12 protein-coding genes are annotated in these 21945 nt (G+C 40.7%); all 12 read left to right on the top strand.

From position 1 onward, the window contains the following. The first annotated feature begins 13 nt into the window (after positions 1-13). The 12 genes from DUT68_RS17630 to uxuA all read left to right on the top strand — a co-directional run bounded on the left by DUT68_RS17630 (position 14) and on the right by uxuA (position 21727). Positions 14-1213, top strand: a complete 1200-nt coding sequence (locus DUT68_RS17630; protein WP_113639554.1) for a glycoside hydrolase family 88 protein — start codon at positions 14-16, stop codon at positions 1211-1213. Beyond that, the gene (locus DUT68_RS17625; protein WP_237088373.1) at positions 1210-2787 is read left to right on the top strand and encodes a GH39 family glycosyl hydrolase; all 1578 of its coding nucleotides are present in this window, start codon (positions 1210-1212) and stop codon (positions 2785-2787) included. The genes DUT68_RS17630 and DUT68_RS17625 overlap by 4 nt, the downstream gene beginning before the upstream one ends. 320 nt (positions 2788-3107) lie before the next feature. Continuing rightward, positions 3108-5918, top strand: a complete 2811-nt coding sequence (locus DUT68_RS17620) for a SusC/RagA family TonB-linked outer membrane protein (RefSeq protein ID WP_113639552.1) — start codon at positions 3108-3110, stop codon at positions 5916-5918. Between the two features lie 3 nt (positions 5919-5921). Next, positions 5922-7622 carry a RagB/SusD family nutrient uptake outer membrane protein gene (locus DUT68_RS17615; protein ID WP_198659634.1) on the top strand — a complete coding sequence of 567 codons (1701 nt, stop codon included), beginning with the start codon at positions 5922-5924 and terminating at the stop codon, positions 7620-7622. A 13-nt stretch (positions 7623-7635) separates the two neighbouring features. Continuing rightward, positions 7636-10728 (top strand): SusC/RagA family TonB-linked outer membrane protein, encoded by a 3093-nt coding sequence (locus DUT68_RS17610; RefSeq protein WP_198659633.1) that lies wholly within the window; start codon positions 7636-7638, stop codon positions 10726-10728. Positions 10729-10741: 13 nt separating this feature from the next. Continuing rightward, positions 10742-12472 (top strand): RagB/SusD family nutrient uptake outer membrane protein, encoded by a 1731-nt coding sequence (locus DUT68_RS17605; RefSeq protein WP_198659632.1) that lies wholly within the window; start codon positions 10742-10744, stop codon positions 12470-12472. A gap of 16 nt (positions 12473-12488) precedes the next feature. After that, a complete protein-coding gene (locus tag DUT68_RS17600) occupies positions 12489-13979 on the top strand; it encodes a hypothetical protein (RefSeq protein WP_113639550.1) in 1491 nt (496 codons plus the stop codon). Between the two features lie 22 nt (positions 13980-14001). Then, positions 14002-15492 (top strand): hypothetical protein, encoded by a 1491-nt coding sequence (locus DUT68_RS17595; protein ID WP_157960915.1) that lies wholly within the window; start codon positions 14002-14004, stop codon positions 15490-15492. Continuing rightward, positions 15492-17231 (top strand): endo-1,4-beta-xylanase, encoded by a 1740-nt coding sequence (locus DUT68_RS17590; protein WP_113639548.1) that lies wholly within the window; start codon positions 15492-15494, stop codon positions 17229-17231. The genes DUT68_RS17595 and DUT68_RS17590 overlap by 1 nt, the downstream gene beginning before the upstream one ends. Positions 17232-17237: 6 nt before the next feature. After that, entirely contained in the window at positions 17238-18977 is a 1740-nt protein-coding gene (locus DUT68_RS17585) for an endo-1,4-beta-xylanase (protein ID WP_113639547.1), read from the top strand. A gap of 28 nt (positions 18978-19005) precedes the next feature. After that, positions 19006-20487, top strand: a complete 1482-nt coding sequence (locus DUT68_RS17580) for a hypothetical protein (protein WP_157960914.1) — start codon at positions 19006-19008, stop codon at positions 20485-20487. 46 nt (positions 20488-20533) lie between these two features. Continuing rightward, positions 20534-21727: a mannonate dehydratase gene (uxuA, locus tag DUT68_RS17575; protein WP_113639545.1), complete on the top strand. Its 1194-nt coding sequence runs from the start codon at positions 20534-20536 to the stop codon at positions 21725-21727. Positions 21728-21945 lie beyond the last annotated feature (218 nt).

Here is a 21945-nt window from a genome sequence, read left to right as displayed (position 1 = left end):
ATAAACTATTCGTATGAAACTAAGAACATTATTTACCGCAACGCTCATACTAGCGGGCACAAGTACCTTTGCCCAACAGGCAAAAAAGATATTGGCACCTAAAGCCGAATTGGTAAAATTAATAGATAAACAACTTGGCTTTGCTACTGCACAATATAAAGTGTTGGTTAAAAAAGTACCTGGTGATAGTTTGCCCGAAACTTTTGAAAATGGCAAATCACGCAGCATTCCGGCAAAAAACTGGGTGAGTGGTTTTTATCCTGGCACACTTTTTTATCTCTACGAGGCTACCGGCGACAAAGCAATACATGATGCGGGAATCAATAAACTTCCTGTAATGGAGCCAATGAAAACCAGCGATTCTCATGACATTGGTTTTATGATGTATTGTAGCTTTGGCAATATCAACAGGTTGGAACCAAAGCCCGAATATAAAGATATCCTAATCACAAGTGCACAAAGCTTAATCAAACGCTTTAACCCAACGGTAGGTTGTACCATGTCATGGGGCTCAAAAGCTGGCGAGTTTAGGGTAATTATCGATAACATGATGAACTTAGAGTTACTGATGTGGGCTACTAAGGTTACCGGCGATTCAACCTATGCTAAAGTAGCCATTACGCATGCCAACACTACGTTAAAAAATCACTTTCGCCCTGATGGCAGTTCTTATCATTTGGTAAACTACAATCCATCTACCGGAGGTATTAATGTAAAACAAACTGTTCAAGGCTATGCCGATCAATCTGCTTGGGCTAGGGGACAAGGCTGGGGCTTGTACGGTTTTACCATGATGTACAGGGAAACAAAAGACAAAAAATATTTAGCACAAGCTAAAAAAATAGCTCAATTTATTTTAAGTCATCCAAACTTGCCAGCTGATAAAGTACCTTATTGGGATTTCAACTCGCCCGGTATCCCCAATGCATTTAGAGATGCATCGGCTGGAGCCATTTATGCATCGGCTTTGCTAGAGTTAGCTGGATATGTAGACGATACCCTGGCTGCAAAATATGTAGGTGTTGCAGAGACAATTATCAAAGCGCTATCAAGTGATAAATATACCGCTAAATATGGTGGTAATGGTGGTTTTGTGTTGGAACATAGTGTGGCTCACTTACCTAAAGGTGCAATGATTGATGTGCCTTTAACCTACGCCGATTACTATTACGTGGAAGCAATGTTGAGATATAAAAATCTGGGCAAAAAATGATGAGAAGCAATACAACGGCTAAAATTGGCATTGCAATGCTTTGCCTACTTTTCTCAGGAATTTCGTACGCACAGCAGCTACAAAAGCGCACCATCAGTATTAATGTAAATAGCGTAAAAGGCAATAAAAGCACTGTTTTCAATGAGTGTATTGGTGCAGGTAGGGCAAATGAGGGCTTACGTGCCGATTGGCAACAGCAGCTCGCTATGTTGCAGAAAGATGTGAATTTCAAGTATATCCGCTTTCATGGTTTGCTACATGATGATATGAGGGTGTATACGGAAGATAAAAAAACTGGCGAACCTATTTACAACTGGCAATATATTGATAGGCTGTATGATTTTCTGTTGAGTATCAAAATTAGACCATTTGTAGAATTTGGTTTTATGCCTGCTGATTTGGCATCGGGTACTAAAACTATTTTTTGGTGGAAAGGAAATGTAACCAAACCTAAGTCATACGATAGATGGAATGCTTTAATCACCAATTTGGTGCAGCATTGGAAAGAACGTTATGGCGAAGAGGAAGTAAGTAAGTGGTATTTTGAAGTTTGGAATGAACCTGACCTAAAAGGTTTCTTCGACGGCACTCAGGAAGATTACTTTGAACTTTACGCCAATACCGTTAAGTCTGTAAAAAGTGTATCTGCTGCCTATAGGGTGGGCGGTCCAGCTACTTCTGCTACTAAATGGGTTGCAGATTTTTTAACCTATTGCGATAAAAACAAGGTGCCAGTAGATTTTGTAAGTACACACGATTATGGAACCACCTCGGTATTAGACGAGTTTGGTACTAAAAAGCAACAGTTGAAATCTGTTAGAGATACCATTGCTAAGGATGTAAAAACAGTTAGGAATTTAATTAATCAATCAGCATTTAAAGCAGCCGAACTTCATTTCACAGAATGGAATACGTCGCCTTCGTCCAGAGATCCAATTCATGATACTTACCAAAACGCAGCATATATTTTGCATGTGTTAAAGAAAGCTTCCTCTGATGCCAACTCTATGTCGTATTGGACGTTTACGGATATTTTTGAAGAAGCTGGCCCTGGTCAAACTCCATTTCATGGTGGTTTCGGACTGATTAATCTGCAGGATATTAAAAAGCCGAGCTACTATGCCTATCAATTTTTGAATCAATTGGGCGGTACAGAACTTAAAAATATGGATGAATCTTCTTACGCCTGTAAATCAAAAGATGGATTGCAATTTTTAGTTTGGGATTACACTCATCCTCATAAAAACTACAGCTATAACCAAGATTATTTCAATACAGCACAACCAGCAGTAGCTAAAAATTTAGTGCAACTAAGGGCAAGTGCTGTAGCGAATGGCTCCTATGCATTGGAAGTTTACAAAGTAGGTTACCAGCAAAACGATCCGTATACACTATATCTTGAGATGGGTAAGCCAACCCAAATTACAAAAGCTCAAGAGGCAAAATTGAAACAAGCGGCCGCGGGTAAAGCAACTGTAAAACAAACAGTAAAGGTGGTTAATGGTAAGTTTAATTACGACGTGCAATTGAATGAAAATGAAATTGTCTTCATGACGCTCAAAAAAATCAGATAGTTGCGTTTTTTACATCAAAAACCCTGTTTTTTTATCTTGTAACATGTATATCTGAACGATTAATCATGTTCCAAAAAACCAAATATGAAGTAATATTGGATATTGTTTTTAGAATGTACACTACTAATTAAGTTGCATTCTGTTGATAAAACAGCGCAACCAAATAAAACTAAATTTTTAACCAAATAAACTGTATGAACTATGAATCGAAAACTACATTCTATTTAGCAACTCCTGTTAGTTAAATCTTCGCTTAGACAGATTCTTAATTATCGTGTCATTACACGAGATAGCTATATCATCATTTTTAAAAGATATTTATGTTTAATTGTTACTTGAGAAGACATGTGGTTCGTGTACTATTGGTGCTGAGCTTGGTATCCTGTGCTACGTTAGTACATAGCCAAGATGGCAAAAAGCTTAGTAAAGCGGATAGTACAAGTACAGAAAATAACTTAGTTGTGTTACATAAAACGCAACCGAAAGTTAATCTGTTGCAATCAACCGCTACGATATACAACAATCAGTTAATTACAACGCCTGCACCCTCTTTTTTGCAAGCATTACCAGGTAGGTTAGCTGGCTTATACACCAGGCAACGCAGCGGTGTACAAGATACTGACAATCCAATTTCAGTGGTTGATTTTAAAATTAGAGGACAAATTCCACTGATCCTAATAGATGGAGTTCCTCGTGATTTTTCTTCAATTGAACCCGAATCTATAGAAAGTGTTACCGTGTTGAAAGATGCAATGGCTACCGTAATGTTTGGGCAACGTTCATCAGGAAATTTGATTTTAGTAACTACCAAACGACCGAAAGAAGGCCCATTTCAATTATCGTTTACTGCACAGCACGGTTTACAAGAGCTGTTGAATAGGACAAAGCCGGTTTCTGCGGCAGACTATGCCATATTGTACAATGAGGCCCGTGATAATGACGGCTTAGCACCTGTTTATACCGCTGCAGATATTTTGTCGTATCGCAATGGAAATGATCCCGTATTTCATCCAGATAATAACTACAGTGCTTATTTTTTGAACAAGCAAGCTAGTATTGATCGTTTTAACCTTAACATTCAAAGCGGAACTAAAAATGCGAGGTTTTATACCGCAGTAGATTACCAAAATGAAGGTGGCTTTTTCAATACGGCGAATTTAAATAGCTATAGCACTAACTCGGGCGTAAACAGATACATTGTGCGTTCCAATGTTAGTGTAGATCTTAATCCAACTTTAAATGTAGGTTTAAATATTTTTGGACGTATCCAAAATGCCAACCAACCAGGAGGTACTACCTCATCAATATTTAACGCCATCACCTTCACACCAAGTAGTGCATACACCATTTTCAATCCAGATGGCTCTTTAGGTGGCAATACATCGTTTACAAATAATATTTACGGTATGCTAAATAATGCGGGGTATTATAAATCAACCTCAAGAGATTTAGCTGCTGATATTGCACTAACCAAAAAATTGGACAATTGGATAGATGGTCTTTGGGCAAAAGCGAACGTATCTTACAACAATACAGTTGATCAATCTGTAAATCGTTCAAAAAACTTTGCGGTGTACAGCCTAAACGTCAATAGTGGTGCGCCGGTTTATACCCAGTTTGGTACCAATACAAATCAGCCTAATACATTGTCATTATCAGCCAGGCGCACTTACACTTATGGTAAGTTAAGTTTAGGTTACGATCAAAGTTTTGGTGATAATAACCTAAATGTATTGTTATTGGCAGATAACCAGTCGACCACCATTGACCTGAACCTCCCGGCAACTTATAGCAATATTGCAGGGAATGTGAGCTACAATTACCAACAGAAATATTTTGCGGAGGCCGCCTTAAGTTATGGTGGCTATAACCGCTACAAGCCTGGGAATAGGTTTGGATGGTTTTATGCAGCAGCCTTAGGCTGGGATTTGGCTAAAGAGAACTTTTTGAAAGATGTGAAATGGGTTAACAGTATTAAACCACGCATTAGCTACGGGCTTACCGGCAATGCCAATGTGGGTTACTACGTTTACGATCAATATTATACCTATGGTGGCACTACGGCAGCATACTATTTTGGCGCTACACCAACCAGTGCAAGGTATTTCGCAGAGCAAGCACTGGCTAATCCAAACGCAACTTGGGAAAAAGCAAGGAAATTAAACGTTGGCTTAGACGCGGCCTTCTTCAACAATAAGCTGAAAATCACCACTGAATATTTTAACGATTCTTATTTTGATTTAATGCAGGTTCGTGGCAATTCAATTGCATTGTTGGGGCAAGCCTATCCGGCAGAAAACATTGGAAAAAACAGATATGCCGGTGTAGAGAGCAACCTAAGTTGGAATGCTAAACTTGGAAATCTACAGTACAATATTTCGGGTAACATATCCTTAATGAACTCAAAAGTGCTTTATCAAGATGAGGTGTTCAGAGAAAATGAGTATCAAAGGCGTACAGGCCTACCTGTAGGACAACCATTCGGATATATTGCTGAGGGCTTTTATCAATCTCAAAATGAAATTAATGTAAGTCCAAAAGTAGATGGTTATTTGCCAAAACCTGGTGACATTAAATACAGAGATTTGAATGATGACGGCGTAATTAATCAATTAGATGAAACCGCAATTGGCACACAAAAACCGTTGATTTACTATGGCCTTACCACAGGCTTCAGTTTCAAAGGCTTTGATTTGAGCATTGCTATACAAGGCGTGGCTAATCGTGATATCATCACCTCGTCTGGTTTTAATTCGGTAAGCAGCTCATTGGAAACCGAATTTCAAGGAGTAAATGGGCAGGCTTTTGAGCAACATCTTAACCGATGGACACCAGCCAATGCCGCCAATGCCACCTATCCACGTCTTTCCATCGGTGCTAACGTAAATAACCAACGAGCTTCTAGTTTTTGGGTACGCCGTGCAGATTATCTGCGTATCCAAAACGTTGATTTAGGTTATTCGCTACCGCAGAAATGGGTAAGTAGATTAAAACTTAATGGTTTGCGCCTATTTGTAAATGGCTTTAACCTCTATTCCTTCGATACATTACGCTATCTAGATCCAGAGGGTTACAATTCGATATATCCTTTGAGGAGAACATTTAACCTAGGTGTGAACATAAAACTGTAATTCATGAAGATCAACGCAATAAAATATATGTTCGGGATACTTACAGCAGGCTGTTCTATATGGTCATGCCAAAAGCTGGAAGATCATCCGATGGAGAAAATAACGGAAGAATACCTTTGGGATAGCAAGGATTCACTTGGAACCAATGCCGGATATTTTCTGAACAACATTTATGGTAACCTACCTACAGGTTTCAATCGTATTGATGGTAATTTATTGGATGCAGCAACTGATGATGCCGTGGCTTCAGCAGATAATGCCACCATATCTACCTTCACCAACGGTGGCTACTCCGCTTTCAGCAATGCCGATGACTCTTGGGTAGACAATTATGCCAGTATCAGGCAGTGTAATCTTTTTCTACAGAACTTCCCTAAAGTAAATATGAAGCAAAGCTTGAAACAAGAAGGCAAGTACTGGATGGCTGAAGCTCGCTTTTTAAGGGCAATGTTCTATTTCGAATTGGCCAAACGCTATGGCGGCGTGCCAATTATAGGAGATAGGGTACTTACTTTACAGGATGATTTAAGACTGCCGAGAAATACTTACGATGAAACCATCAACTACATCGCAAGTGAGTGTGATGCCGTAAAGGATCAACTAAGGCCAGATCCACTTGCTTTAGCAGCTGATTTTGGTCGCATTACAAAAATGGTTGCGCTAACTTTAAAAGCTAAGGCCTTATTGTATGCTGCAAGTCCGTTAAACAATCCAACTAACGACAGAAATAGGTGGCTAAGAGCAAAAAATGCTTTGGCTGATGCCATTGCTCAGGCCGCAGTGGGGCAATTTTCCCTTAATCCGTCCTTTACAGATGTGTTTTTAACCCGTAGAAACAGCGAAATTATTCTAGCTTATCAACGTCCGGTAACTAGTGACTTGGAAACTAATAATGCACCTGTGGGATATTTAAGTGGAAGTACGGCAAGTAGAGGACGCACAAGTCCTACACAGGAATTGGTTGACGCTTTCCCTACGAGCAAAGGTTTGCCAATCAGTACAGATGTGAAATCGGCTACTAATCCTACGGGCTATGATGCTAATAATCCTTATGCCAACCGTGACCCACGTTTAGGATATACCGTGTTTTACAATGGTGTAGCCTGGTTAAGCAGAGGTGTAGAAACTTTTACGGGCGGTAGAGATAGGCCAGGTGGTGTTGCCGTACAAACTAAAACAGGTTATTACATGAGCAAGTTCTTGGGCAATTTTGCAGCAAGTACAGCTTATTCTAATCAAACGCACAACTTTCCAATTTTTAGATATGCCGATGTGCTGCTCATGTTTGCAGAAGCTAAAAACGAGGTGGACGGCCCGGGAGCAAGTACCGACTCTGTTTATACCTACCTGAGGGCAATTAGACAACGTGCAGGGATTGCCGCTGGCACAGCACCAAACACTTACGGCGTTACCGATGGCTTATCGCAAACACAGATGAGAGAACTCATTAGAAACGAACGCCGGGTTGAAATGGCGTTTGAAGAGCAACGCTTTTGGGACTTGCGCCGTTGGAAAATTGCAGAGAACGTTTACAACAAACCATTGCATGGCATAAGAATCACCAAGACAGGTAATAATTTGAGCTATCAAGTTGAAACGCTGGGTGTGCCGTTCCAGTTTGTTGCGCCCAGAATGTACAGATATGCCATTCCAAATAGCGAAATCGTGAAGAACACCAATTTAAAACAGAACGAAGGATACTAAACAAACGAAACTAATGATGAAGAAATTAATACAGCTTCTGTTACTTATAGGATGGTTCATACCGTCTATCGCCTTCGCACAAAAAATAATTCGTGGTACAGTAAAGGATGCTGCAGGTCCGCTACCAGGCGTAAGTGTGCAAGAAAAAGGCATGCCAGGTAATGGATCTACAACTAACGAAAGAGGTGAGTTTCAGCTGGTGTTGAAAGGAACGTCGAATACGATTATTGTTGGCTCAATTGGCTACCTCAAACAGGAAATTGATGTAAATGGAAAAACCAACATCAATGTTAATCTCAAAGAAGATGCTAAAGGACTTGATGAAGTAATGATTGTGGGCTTCGGTACCACCAAAAAAATAACCAACACCGGTGCGGTTACCGCTATTTCGGCAAGTGAAATTAGAGCTACCCCAACACCAAACATTCAAAACACTTTGGCTGGTAGGGCACCGGGCTTTATCTCTCAGCAACGTACCGGACAACCTGGTCGTACCGGGTCAGATTTTTACATCAGAGGGGTGAATTCACTATCATCGGAATCACAAAAGCCATTAATTATTGTGGATGACGTAGAATACACCTACGATCAGGTGGCACAGATAGATGCCAATGAAATTGAAAGTTTCTCCATACTTAAAGATGCTTCAACTACAGCTGTTTACGGGATCAAAGGCGCTAACGGTGTATTAGTAATTACAACACGCAGGGGTAAAATTGGCAAACCGATGGTGAATTTCAACACGGAATCTGGTTTGCAAACTCCAGTGAATAAACCAAATTTCTTAGATGCCTATACCGTAGCATCACTGCGTAACGAAGCCTTAAGAAATGACGGATTGCCTTTGGAATTTACAGATGACGACTTGGAGCACTGGCGTAAAAAGGATGATCCTTATGGTCACCCTGATGTTGATTGGTATAAAGAAGTATTTAAAGATTACGCTTATCAAGTGCGTAACAACGTAGATATTTCTGGAGGAAGTGAAAAAATCAAGTATTTCGTATCTGCTGGGCAAGTTTATCAAAACGGTATGCTACGAGATTTCTCTAAAGGAAATTATGAGGCACCAGAAAATAACTATGCTTATCAACGTTACACTTTCCGCTCCAACTTGGACATGCAGGCTACCAAAACACTCAGCTTGCGTTTAGATATGACAGGTAGGATTGGTACCATCACTGAGCCTCATGTACCTAGTGGTTATAATGCACCGTTGGGTAACGTGTATAGTTATCAGCGTCTTCCGCCTTTTGCTTCTCCGGTACTCAATCCGGATGGAAGTTACCCATGGGCAAAAAGATCGAGAGACATCTATTTAGAAACCAGTTTAATAGGTAGATTGGCCTTATTGGGTTACGATAAAACCTTCAGAAATGAGTTCAACGTATTATTCAGTGGTGATCAAAAACTAGATTTCATTACCAAAGGGTTATCAGTAATGGCTAGGGTTGCCTATGCTGGCGATTTGAGCTACGATAGAGGATTGTACAGAAACAACATTCCTGCATTTTATTATAACCCTGCGGATGGCAGTTATACTGTTCATAGCAATGGTTTATATCGTTTAGAACCCTTGACTTTAAGTAGTAATGCCGAGAATACCATCTCTAGAAAAACAGTAAATACGTTGGCTAAACTGGGTTACTCAAGGCAATTTGGAAATCATAGCGTAAGTGGTTTTGTGCTTTATAATTTAAACGATGCGACTTTGGCTAGCTATAATTCAGCGACAAACGTAAAGGTGGTGCAAGAGTATGCTCCAGTTAAATCGCAAGGCTATACTTTCAGGTTAGAATACAACTTCAAGCAACGTTATTTAATTGATTTTAGTGGTGCATACAATGGCACAAGTCAATTTGTTGGGAATAAAACCAAAGGATTTTTCCCTGCTGTTTCTGCCGGTTGGAACATTGGTGAGGAACCATTTGTAAAGAACAGGTTTAAATTTGTAGATCTATTTAAGCTTAGAGGTTCGTGGGGTATTACCGGTTCCGACGTAACCAGAGGCAATACCTATAAAACGGAACAACTTTATACAGTAGGACCTACTTACAATTTTGGGGAAACCACTAACACATTCAGTAGTATCCAAGAGGGCACTTTAGGAAACCTAGATATCACTTGGGAAAAATCAAAGAAAACCAACATCGGTGTAGATGCTCAGCTTTTCAAAAGCAAACTAAATTTTACGGTCGATTATTTCTATGATTATCGTTACGACCAGCTTTTTGTAAAGAACGACGTATTAAAAATATTGGGTGTTGATTTACCTTTCACCAACTCGGCCATTACAGAAAACAAAGGATTCGACGGGCAAATTAGCCATCGTAATACGATAAAAGATTTCTCTTATTCAGTCGCGTTTACATTCTCCAAAGCAAAAAACAAGGTGATTTATCAAGGAGAGGCTGCGCCGCGTTATCCTTACCTAGCCAAAACTGGACAGCCAATTGGCCAAGGTTTCGGTTATAATGTATTGGGCTTTTTCCAAACGCAAGAGGAGGTTGACAATTATCCGCATTTGGCAAATGCACAAGCTGGTGATTTGAAATACGAGGATATGAACGGTGATGGGGTGATTGATCAGCAAGATTACAGAGCAATTGGGAAACCTAATTTGCCACAAACCGTTCTTGGTGCCAATTTTACTTTCGGTTATAAGGGCTTCAGTTTAGGCGTACTTTTTCAAGGTAGTTTTGATTATAGTTACCGCCTTGCCGATCAGAGTGTGGTACCGTTCTGGGGTAATCTTCAGCAATCTGCTTTGGGAAGATGGACGCCAGAAACCGCTGCAACTGCAACATTTCCTAGGTTAAGTAGTGTGCTTTCTGGGCCAAGTAGCCCGTCTAATTTATCAAGTTTTTGGTTGTTGAACGCCTACTATATCCGTTTAAAATCGGTTGAAATGGGGTACACCTTGCCAAAGAAATGGTTAAGTAGGGTTAAAATCAGTACTGCTCGTATTTATCTAAGCGGCTACGACTTACACACTTGGGCAAACTTTGATTTATACCCACAAGACCCTGAAATTGCCAGCGGCGGTAGTGGTGGTGTTTACCCAGTTCAAAAAGTTTACAATCTAGGTTTACAAATAGGATTTTAAGACGATGAAGACCATGATGAAAAAAGCGATATTCATAATAAGCTGCTTAAGCTTAACTGCGCTAGTTGCCTGTAAAAAGGGTGGAGTTTTAGATCAAGTTAAAACTACCGATTTGAATGAAGAAACCACTTTTGCCGACAGTGCCCGCACTTTACAATTTTTAACTCGTATTTATACTGATATTGGCTTTAGTGCTGAGCCAAAACGTTTTGGTGATGGAAGTAGCGTAGGGATATATTCCATAGGCGACGAGGTGGAGAGTACCTTGCAAAGTGCATCAGCCTACAACATTATCTTCCAATCGGGTGCAGTAAGCGCACTCAACATTCCTGATGATGCTTGGGTAAAAACCTACGCGAACATCCGAAGGGTGAATGTGCTGTTGAAGCACCTGCCTACAACGCCACTTTCTGCAAAACTACGCAGCAGAATGGAGGGAGAAGCTAGGTTTTTAAGGGCTTGGTACTATTTCATTTTAATTAAACACTACGCTGGCGTACCATTAATAGGCGATGTTGTTTACGGACCTACGGATGAAATATCCGGAAAAAGAAATACCTATGCTGAATGCGTAACCTACATTGAAAATGAATGCAACGCCGTAGCTACACTTTTGCCTCCTAGCTATAGCGGCTTAGATTATGGCAGGGTAACTAGAGGTGCAGCTTTAGCTTTAAAAGCGAGGTTGTTGTTATATGCAGCAAGTCCATTATTTAACGGCAGGGCCGATAATATGGATGGTGTATTAGGTTATCCGAGCTTTGATGCTACGAGATGGACTAAGGCAGCAAGGGCCGCTAAAGATGTAATAGATTTGAATTTATATGCGCTGTTTGATCTTCCAACGCAACCGGGTTACGGATTTCAAAAAGTGTTTGTTACCAGAAAGAACAACGAATATATTCTAGCTTCTATGGCTGGAAATAACCGAACATTAGAATCAATGTGGGATCCACCTAGTCGCACAGGTTCTGGTAACTCCTTGCCTTATCAAGAATTGGTAGATGCTTTTGGCACCGTGAATGGGAAGCCAATTAGTGAAGATGTAAAATCAGGTAGCAATCCAACGGGGTACGACGCGGCAAACCCATATGTTAACCGCGATCCACGCCTAGCTTATACGGTATTATTCAACGAAGGCACAAGGCTAAATGTAAGTAGAACCGTAAGTCAGGTGTTTACCTACGTAGGAGCGCCACAAGATGGCTATGCGCCAAACGCTGGAACACGTACAGGCTATTATCTACGTAAAATGTGCGATGATAATACGATTGCCAGCACTACTTCATCGGCAACTGAGCGCTGTTTTCCATTAATCCGCTATGCGGAAATATTATTGAACTATGCCGAGGCCAGTAACGAAGCGGGGGATATAGCAACAGCCTACGAGCAACTTAAAGCCATCAGGAAACGGGCAGGAATAGTTGCTGGAAACGATGGCAACTACGGCTTGGCAGATGGCATGACCAAAGACCAAATGAGGACAGTTATCCAAAACGAGCGTAGGGTAGAACTGGCAATTGAAGAACACAGGTATTGGGACGTTAGGCGATGGAAAATTGCTGAAAACATAGCTAACAAACCACTGCATGGTATGAAGATTACCAAGGTAGGAAATACTTACACTTACGAGCTAGTAACGGTACGTACGCCAGTGTTTACTGCACCAAAATGGTATTTGTGGCCTATTCCGCAAGGCGAAGTAAATAAATCTCTCGACTTACAACAAAATCCAGGTTGGTAATAAAAATAGATCCAATATGAAGAATTTGACTATTGATTTTTCCCGAGTACTTAAAAGTGTTGCATGGCTGTTTTTCGCCATCGGGATATTATTTGTTTCATGTAAAAAAGGTAATTTATTTAAGCCTAATAATGTAGGTACTATACGTTTTGCAGCTACTAGCTATACGATAGAAAATAATACGCAAGATCCTCTAAAAATTGTGCTTCCATTGTCCTTGCCTTTAGAGGAAGATGCAACGGCCGTAATCATGGTTGACGGTCAGAGCACCATCCAATCTACGGAGTATACCACTAACCCTGGGATTCCAAATACGGGTTTAGTGGTGAAATTAGCTAAAGGTGCCACTGAAGCATCTTTTGACCTAAGTTCTCTCAATAATTTTGAAGGAGAGCGTACCTTGGTGCTTAAAATAACTAGCGCTACCGGCGGGTTAACGGTGGCAAATACAAACGCATCTACTGTCGTTACTATCAAAGGAAATCCAATTATTTTGCCAGAAATCAGGCTTTCCGAAACAGGAATTGCCTTTGGTAATGTTATTGCCGGCACAACCACTTCGGCTACTTCTTATTCAGTAACTGGAACTAAATTAACTGCTAATATCAACTTAACTGTTGGCGCAAACTTTCAAATTTCTTTAGATAATGTAAGTTTTGGTAATAGTTTAACGGTTCCTTTTGCTGATGCTAATGCTGGTGGGGTAACGGTTTATGTGCGGTTTTTAGCTACTACTGGAGCTAACCAAACTATCACTGGAAACATTACGCATACTTCTGCCGGAGCCAGCGATGTCAACTTAGCGGTAAGCGGTGTAGAGTATGGTAATGCGGCTTCTGGAATATTACTGATGAAAGATGATTTCAGTTATGGAAGTACTGCCGGCGATTTGAAGACCGTAACTTCTAACTGGACGGTTTATTCTGGTACGGTAAATCCTGTAAAATATGCCGTTGCTGGACTATCATTTTCTGGTTACGCTGGTTCTGGAGTAGGCGGTTCTGCAGTGATAGAGAATGGCTCGGGTTCTAGAGAAGACATGGTACGTACTTTTACCTCGCAAAACTCTGGTAGTGTATATGTGGCACAATTAGTTAATATGGCTTCGGCGCCTACAGGCGGTGGCTTTTTCCTCTCTTTGGTAAATGCAACTGCATCGCCCACATTTTATAACAGGGTGTTCATGAAAGATAATGGAGGTTCACTAAATTTTGGCTTAGGTAGAACAAGTACGAGTACCATTTATGCTCCAACAAACTATAGTTTTGGTACCACCTACTTGGTAATCACCAGATATGATTTCTCTGGCGCATCTTACATGTACATCTTATCTCCAGGAGCTGTTTCGGCTATTGAGCCCGCCACAGCCGATATTACTAACTCGGCAGGAACCGGTGCTACCACTTTATTGGGCATCGGCTTGAGACAAAATACTGAAACACCATTGCTTGGCACTTTCGACGGATTAAGAGTGGCTACTTCATGGAGAGAGGCCGTAGGCTTATAGTTATTTTTTGATTTTTTAGTTAATGATGAAGAACTTAAATAAACAAATTAATTACAACGCATTGGGATACATTGTTGTGCTACTGACTTTGGTATTTAATGCTTGTAAAAAAGATAAGGAATGGCCAGAAATGGTAATCCCAACTAAAGTTAGTTTCAATGCAGCTACCTATAACATTCCAAAGGATGCTACATCTTTTCCAGTTCAATTGAAACTAGCCCGTCCTTTAGAAAAAGATGGGAAAGTGACCATCCAAGTGCAAAGTAGCGGAACTACAGCTTTAACTAGCGAGTATAGCGTCAATCCTCAACTTTCAGGAGATAAATTTACTTTGGACTTGCCCAAAGGTGCAACCAGCGCTTCTTTTAACATCACCTCAAGCAAAAATTTCGACGACAGTAAAACAATTAGTTTAAAGATTGTGAGTGCAAGTGGCGGCGCTGTTTTGGGAGAAAGTGTTTTGACCGCAAGCTTAACTTTGAGGGGCAGAAACTGGGTAGAACCTAGTTTGGTAGCTTCACTAACAGCACTATCCAATTTCGGAAGTGTAGCCACCGGTACCGAGACGCCATCCCAATCATACACCATTACGGGTGCTAATTTGAGTGGAAACGTAACTATCACTGCTTCTGACTATTTCAAAGTTTCCACAAACAATACGTCTTTCAGTTCTTCATTATCCGTTGATGCAAATAATAAAACAGCTACCATTTATGTGAAATTTGCTCCATCTTCTAAACAAAACAAAGATTTACTAGGCACCATTACCCACAGCGTTTCAGGATTGCAGAATATAACGGTGAGTGTAAATGGTACCGAGACAGGTAACGTAGCTCCAGTTGCTGAAGTTCCATTGATGAATGAGAATTTCTCCTACGGTAATGCTGAAGATTTCCTCGCTCGTGTAACCAACACCTGGACTGCCTATTCTGCGGCAGGCTCTATACCAGTTTATTACATTCCGCGAGGACTGTCATTTGCTGGTTATGTCAATTCAGGCATTGGAGGAGCAATAACTTTCCAACACGGTGATTTTTCTAGGGAAGATGTCATGTCGGCCTTTACGCCGCAAACTAGTGGCACTGTTTATACCACGATGATGATCAACTTAAAAACCGCGGGTGCAGGTGATTTCTATTGTGCTTTGAGAGATGGTGCCGGTGCTTTTTTTAATAGGCTATATGCTAAAGATGATGGAAAAGGCAATTTGATTTTAGGCATGGGTAAAAATTCGACGGCGGTTTATGGCACAGCTAATTACAAGTACAATACCAGTTATCTACTCGTGATTAAGCATGATTTTGCCACCAAAATATCAAGTATGTACATTTTAGATAGCACAATTCCAGCCACAGAACCAACTACGGCAACTATTGCTTCGGCTGCAACGGGTACTTCTCCAACCAGCTTAAACGATATTATCATCCGCCAGGCTGATGGCGAACTTTCCGGCACCATCGACGGCATCAGGATTGCAACCACTTGGAAGGGTGTTTTAGGATTAACTAACTAATGAAGACATTGAAGAACGTTTTAAATATCACGGTTATCCTGCTGGCATTGCTGTCTTCCTGTAAAGAGCATGATCTTTTTGAACTGGATGGCAAGCGTGAGTATATCCAGGGAAGTGCCAGCAGTTCGGTACTTTCAGGCCGCAACAGGGTAAAGATCAATTTTGCTGTTCCGAATAGTGCTGTCAAATTGGTGAAGATCTACTGGAACAACCGCCAAAGTGTTAAGGAGGTACAGGTAACAGGAACGGGTAACTTAAGTACCATTATTTCGCCTTTGGCCGAGGGCAGTTACAACTTTGAACTGATAGGCTACGATGCTGCGGGCAATGCCTCGGTTCCTTACAAACTTTCTGGAACAGCTCTAGGAGCAAGCTTCGAGGCAACATTGGCCAACAGGGGCATTAAAGATTTGTACTACGATGAGAACGGTACGGCGGTAATTAGCTGGGACGCAGCAGGGCAGGCACTGGAAATGCAGCTGAACTATACCGATCAATCGGATGTGTTGCGCAAGGTGGTAAGGCCATCCACCGCCGATACCACACAGTTGGTGAAGCTTAAGCCAAGTGAGCTATCGGTCAACATCAGTTACAAAACGGCTTATCTGCCAACTAACTGCATTGATACCTTTTATGCCGCACCTAAGGAGCAGGCCGTAATTACCGGAAGCTTAAAAGCATTAGCCGCCGCAAAAGGAATTGACTTGGGTAATCGTATTTTTTATGGTTACGGAGGTACTAATTACGGCATTGCTGTAGATGGTTCGCCTAATGGAATTTATACCGCCTTAAGTAAAAAGGAATATAATATGGGACAAGCTTATTGGGGCGCTACACGTTGGGTGAGAGTCGGTGGGTCAGATTTTAGTCAGCTCAATACCTGCATCAATTGGTTTAAAGCCAACAATGGCAAAGCTTGGGTTACATTGTTAACCGGTCCAGATAACTATATGCCAGATTGGTTTGTAAATGGCGCTTTTACACCTGCTGAAATGGATTTGATGTTGCGTAACCTCGTAAACGAAATGATGGAAAGTAACGACAATAAAAATAAAATAGACATCATTAACGTCGCTAACGAGTTATTCAATAATGATGGCACTTATCGTACAAATATGCGTTGGAATGATATGGGTTGGGAAGATGATGCGTCTGCCCTGAGCGGCACTGACAAAATCAACCTTAAACATCCGGCATTTGTAGGGAAGGCCTTTCAGTATTGCAGAGAAAAAACAAAAGCGATACTAGAACTGCGAGACTATAACTTTGAACAAATTCTACCAACGCAACCTTACTATCATAAGCAAAAAGCATTGTTTCAGCTGGTGAAACATTTAAAGGCAAAAGGTTATCCGATTGATGCAGTTGGTATACAAGCACATTACACCCTAGGCGAAGGTATACCCGGCGGATATGATAAATTCAAGGAAGCAGTGGCCAAATTTAAAGCGCTGGGAGTAAAGGTAATGCTTACCGAATTAGATGTGGCTGCGGCTAAAGTGAATAATGCGTTGCAACCTTGGAACAATAACCTCGCTATTCAGCAAAAAACAGATTACTATAACATTATTAAGGCTGCTTTGGATGCAGGCGTTACTCATATCTCGCTTTGGGGAGTTAGGGATGATAACGACCCTACATGGAAGGTTGGACAGTTCCCTTTATTGTTCGATGCCGATTTTAAACGTAAGCCCGCATATTATGGCGTTCAAAAAGCATTGTTTGAATTTAAGAAATAAGTACCGATGAATAAGCATTTGACTCAAATTAGTTGCGCCTTGTTGCTGGTGATGACATTATTATCTTCCTGTAAAGAGCATGATCTTTTTGAACTGGATGGCAAGCGTGAGTATATCCAGGGAAGTGCCAGCAGTTCGGTACTTTCAGGCCGAAACAGGGTACAGATCAACTTTGCCGTTCCCAACGTTTCAGTCAAGATGGTGAAGATCTATTGGAACAACCGCCAGAATGTTAAGGAGGTGCAGGTAACAGGAACGGGTAGTTTAAGTACTATTATTTCGCCTTTGGCCGAGGGCAGTTACAACTTTGAACTGATAGGCTACGATGCTGCGGGCAATGCCTCGGTTCCTTACAAACTTTCTGGAACAGCTCTAGGAGCAAGCTTCGAGGCAACATTGGCCAACAGGGGCATTAAAGATTTGTACTACGATGAGAACGGTACGGCGGTAATTAGCTGGGACGCAGCAGGGCAGGCACTGGAAATGCAGCTGAACTATACCGATCAATCGGATGTATTGCGCAAGGTGGTAAGGCCATCCACCGCCGATACCACACAGTTGGTGAAGCTTAAGCCAGGTGAGCTATCTGCCAATATCAGTTACAAAACGGCTTATCTGCCACCGAACTGCATTGACACTTTTTATGCCGCACCTAAGGAGCAGGCCGTAATTACCGGAAGCTTAAAAGCATTGGCTTCTGCGAAGGACTTGTCATTCGGTAGCTTAATTAGCTATGGCAATTTTGCTGCAACTCACGGTGTGGTTAACGATCCTTCGCCCAATGGCATTTACAAAAATATTTGCCAAAACATGTTCAATTTTGGTCAGGCAGCTTGGGGGCCTTCACGTTGGAAACGCGAAGGAGGTTCTGATTTTAATGATGCTAATGCCGTAGTTAATTGGAGTAAAACCAATTATGGGAAAGTGTTTTTGCACTTAATTGCCGGAAGGGACGCTTACATGCCAACTTGGTTTACCACGGGCACTTTTACGCCCACTGAAATGGATGTAATGTTGAAGAACTTGGTGACAGAAGTGATGACTACCAACGACAATAAAACCAAAGTAGATTATTGGAATGTAGCTAATGAGTTATTTGACACTAACGGACTTTATGAAACCATGAAGTGGAATGATATGGGTTGGGAAGATGACGCTTCTGGCTTAACTGGTGCTGATAAGGTCAACACAAAACATCCCGTATTTATCGGTAAGCTGTTTCAATATGCAAGGCAATACACCAATGCAATGCTCGAATTACGTGATTATAATTTCGAATTCAACACTAGCGCATCTCCTTATTATCACAAGCATAAGGCATTTTATCAGCTAGTTAAGCACATGAAAGTGAAGGGATATCCAATAGATGCAGTAGGTATACAAGCGCATTATACCATCGGGATAGGTTTTGCTGGCGGTAACGATCTGTTCAAACAAACAGTTAAAAAGTTTACTGATTTAGGTGTAAAAGTTTATATCACCGAATTGGATATTGCTTTACCAAAAGTTAACAATACCATACAGCCGTGGACTGCAGCACTTGCTGATCAGCAAAAGAACGATTATTATAATTTGATAAAGACAGCTTATGATGCCGGAATTCGCTTGATTTCTGTTTGGGGTGCGAGAGATAATAATGATGCCTCTTGGAAATTTGGGCAAAGTCCGTTGCTGTACGATGAAAACTACAAGCGTAAACCAGCCTATTATGGGGTGCAAAAAGCGCTTTTCGAAATTAAAAAATAGTTAAAGTATTTCCATTTAATAAAGAATGATGAAAAGATATTTTGAAATTGCCCTACTTGGTGCCGCCTTTTTTGGCCTTTCAGCATGCACTAAAAAATCAGCTCAGCCTTTAGTGCCAGCAATGCCCACTTTACCGCCAATTACTACTACTTCAGCTATTACCGTAGATTGCTCTCAACAGCAGGGCAACGTGATGCGTTTGGAACAATCAAATGTGCATTCTTCAACTTCGGCCATGCCGGGAGAAAAAGCTAGAACGTGGTTGCAAGCAATGAACCATAAAACGATACGTACTTGGCTGGCCTTGCGAACAATTTATAATCAAGGGTACAATTATAATTACCAAGGTAGTGTGCGTGTAGAGCCATCTTTAGATTTTTATTCAACTTGCGCAGATTCTTTGTTGGTGGCTTTAACGGCCTACAAACCATCCGTTGCTAGTCCCTTGCCAGGTGATGGTAAAGGCACACTCTTTCAAAATTTCATCAAACAAACGCTGATTTACTACAAAACCAAATATCCTAAAATTAAATATATACAAGCTGGTAATGAGCCCGATTATAACGGAGAAACAGCAGCTGAGTATTATGAAGTTTATAAAGATTACTACAAGGCAGTAAATGCTGCTAACGCCGAAATGGGATTAGCGGGCAATAATCGCATTATGTTGAGTAACGGGGCTTTCACAAGTACTACCAATTTTTCGGCATTGGTGAGTTACGCATCTCAGTTTTTTGCACTTTACGCTGCTGACCCCGACCCAGCAAAACGACTTGATTTTTTTAGTATGAACTGTTATACAGAGCAAACTAACCCGAAATTATTTGAAACTGCTAAATCGCAAATTATTACGGCTTTAAGCAGTAAAGGTTTGGACGCCAGACAGGTTTTTGCTACTGAATATGGTTTAGTTGGTGGAACATTTATACCAGCTGCCTGGACGCAAGCGCAAACCATGACGGCTTGGGCTCCCGGACAATTAGCGAAAGCATTTTATATGTATGAAGGCGGTGTTGATAGGGTATTCAATTGGTCAATTAGTCATGGAGAAATTTTACATAAAAGCGAGTTAACTGATGTAGCTAATAACGCTTATCCAAATCCTTATGGTTACGCTCTGATGTTTGCTAAAGAAGTATCTGACAGGGGTACAAGAGTTAAAGTGACTTCTACAAAACTTAGCAACGCTGGTTTAGGAATAAATGCCTTAGCCTCAGCAGGAAATAATAAAGGAATAGCAATACTGGTTTGGAACTATAACTACACTAATTATGTGGCCGACCAAAACATCGAAGTTAAAATCAATAATATTCCAAAGGCCTTGTTTAACGATAAAATGAACGCAAAAATCTATTATGTAGATTCTAAAAATAATAACGTTTACAATAACCCTTCGCAAACTTCTTTAAAATCTACAACGGAACAGGCTTATAACTATTCAGCATCATTATCAATACCGTTAACATTAGAAGGAAATGCTGTTGCCTTAATTGTACTAAATCCACAATAAGTGCTTAACGATAAATTGCAATTTTAAAAACTGACCGATAAACTTAATGATAGCTAATTTAGAACAAACTTTTAGGTGGTTTGGACCCGCAGATGAAGTAACGCTTAATGACATTAAACAAACTGGTGCAACGGGCATAGTAACTGCACTACATCATATTCCATGCGGAGAAATTTGGACAGCAGAAGAAATCAGGAAAAGGAAAGCTATTATTGAAAATGCTGGACTGAAATGGAGCGTAGTGGAAAGTGTCAATATCCACGAGAGTATCAAAATAGGTGAAGCCAACCGCGATGAATACATCGAAAAATACATCGTTTCGCTAAGAAACTTGGCTGATAATGGTATCAAAATAGTTTGCTATAATTTTATGCCGGTACTAGACTGGACACGTACTCATTTAGATTATCGTTTACCAAATGGTGCCAGCTCTTTACGTTATGATGCCATAGCACTTGCTGCTTTCGATCTGTTTATCTTGGAAAGGGAGGGAGCTAAGGCAGATTTTTCTCCTGCTATACAACAAAAGGCATTAGCTTATTTGGAAAATATTTCTCTTGAAGAAAAAAACCTGTTATGTAATACCATTATGGCAGGTTTACCGGGTACTGATGAAGTATTTACTGTAGCAGAATTTAGAGGTTACTTGGAAAGATATGCCGATGTTGATGCCAATAAATTAAAGCAAAACTTGTATTATTTTTTAAGGGCAATCATTCCAGAAGCTGAAAAAATGGGCATCAAGATGTGTATTCATCCAGATGATCCACCGTTTTCTATACTGGGTTTGCCACGAGTAGTTTCCACAAAAAATGATTTATTGGATCTTGTCAATGCGGTTCCTTCACCAAGTAACGGCATCACTTTTTGTACAGGCTCTTTAGGTGCCAATTTAAATAATGATTTACCGAAGATGATTGATCAATTGGGTAAGCATATTCACTTTCTGCACTTAAGAAATGTGCAACATGAAACTGATGGAAGCTTTCATGAGGGAGAGCATTTGAGTGCAAGTACTGACATGTTTGCCGTGATGAAGGCGGTGATAAGAGAGCAGTATAGGCGATTAAAAGATGGTCGTAAAGATGTAGCTATTCCAATGAGGCCAGACCATGGACATAAAATACTGGATGATTTTAATCGCAATACTTATCCAGGCTACTCAATAATAGGCCGCTTAAAAGGCCTAGCCGAACTCCGCGGATTGGAAATGGGTATCCGCAGAATGTTTTTCGAATAATGTTTTAGATTTAAAATGATAATTAAGGCTTAAAAAGTTGTGAAAACTTATTAGGCCTTTTTATTTTGCTTTCTTATCATGTCTGAACCTTAGACAACCTCAACCGTTTCCTCATCGCTATTCTCTCCCTTTTGGGGAGAGATGCCGCAGGTAGAGAGGGGGCTTCTTGTCATCGTAAGTTTGTAGAGAAAAGTTTGGATAGGATTAAACGGAATATA

This window comes from Pedobacter zeaxanthinifaciens (genome assembly GCF_003313335.1).
GTDB classification, from domain to species: Bacteria; Bacteroidota; Bacteroidia; order Sphingobacteriales; family Sphingobacteriaceae; genus Pedobacter; species Pedobacter zeaxanthinifaciens.
Note: the sequence above shows the minus strand (reverse complement) of the source record. Positions and strands in the feature narration are given on the sequence as shown.

Excerpts from the sequence above, each read along its gene's own strand:
- DUT68_RS17630 (WP_113639554.1), top strand. The coding sequence starts at position 14 with ATGAAACTAAGAACATTATTTACCGCAACGCTCATACTAGCGGGCACA.
- DUT68_RS17625 (WP_237088373.1), top strand. The coding sequence starts at position 1,210 with ATGATGAGAAGCAATACAACGGCTAAAATTGGCATTGCAATGCTTTGC.
- DUT68_RS17620 (WP_113639552.1), top strand. The coding sequence starts at position 3,108 with ATGTTTAATTGTTACTTGAGAAGACATGTGGTTCGTGTACTATTGGTG.
- DUT68_RS17615 (WP_198659634.1), top strand. The coding sequence starts at position 5,922 with ATGAAGATCAACGCAATAAAATATATGTTCGGGATACTTACAGCAGGC.
- DUT68_RS17610 (WP_198659633.1), top strand. The coding sequence starts at position 7,636 with ATGATGAAGAAATTAATACAGCTTCTGTTACTTATAGGATGGTTCATA.
- DUT68_RS17605 (WP_198659632.1), top strand. The coding sequence starts at position 10,742 with ATGATGAAAAAAGCGATATTCATAATAAGCTGCTTAAGCTTAACTGCG.
- DUT68_RS17600 (WP_113639550.1), top strand. The coding sequence starts at position 12,489 with ATGAAGAATTTGACTATTGATTTTTCCCGAGTACTTAAAAGTGTTGCA.
- DUT68_RS17595 (WP_157960915.1), top strand. The coding sequence starts at position 14,002 with ATGATGAAGAACTTAAATAAACAAATTAATTACAACGCATTGGGATAC.
- DUT68_RS17590 (WP_113639548.1), top strand. The coding sequence starts at position 15,492 with ATGAAGACATTGAAGAACGTTTTAAATATCACGGTTATCCTGCTGGCA.
- DUT68_RS17585 (WP_113639547.1), top strand. The coding sequence starts at position 17,238 with ATGAATAAGCATTTGACTCAAATTAGTTGCGCCTTGTTGCTGGTGATG.
- DUT68_RS17580 (WP_157960914.1), top strand. The coding sequence starts at position 19,006 with ATGAAAAGATATTTTGAAATTGCCCTACTTGGTGCCGCCTTTTTTGGC.
- uxuA (WP_113639545.1), top strand. The coding sequence starts at position 20,534 with ATGATAGCTAATTTAGAACAAACTTTTAGGTGGTTTGGACCCGCAGAT.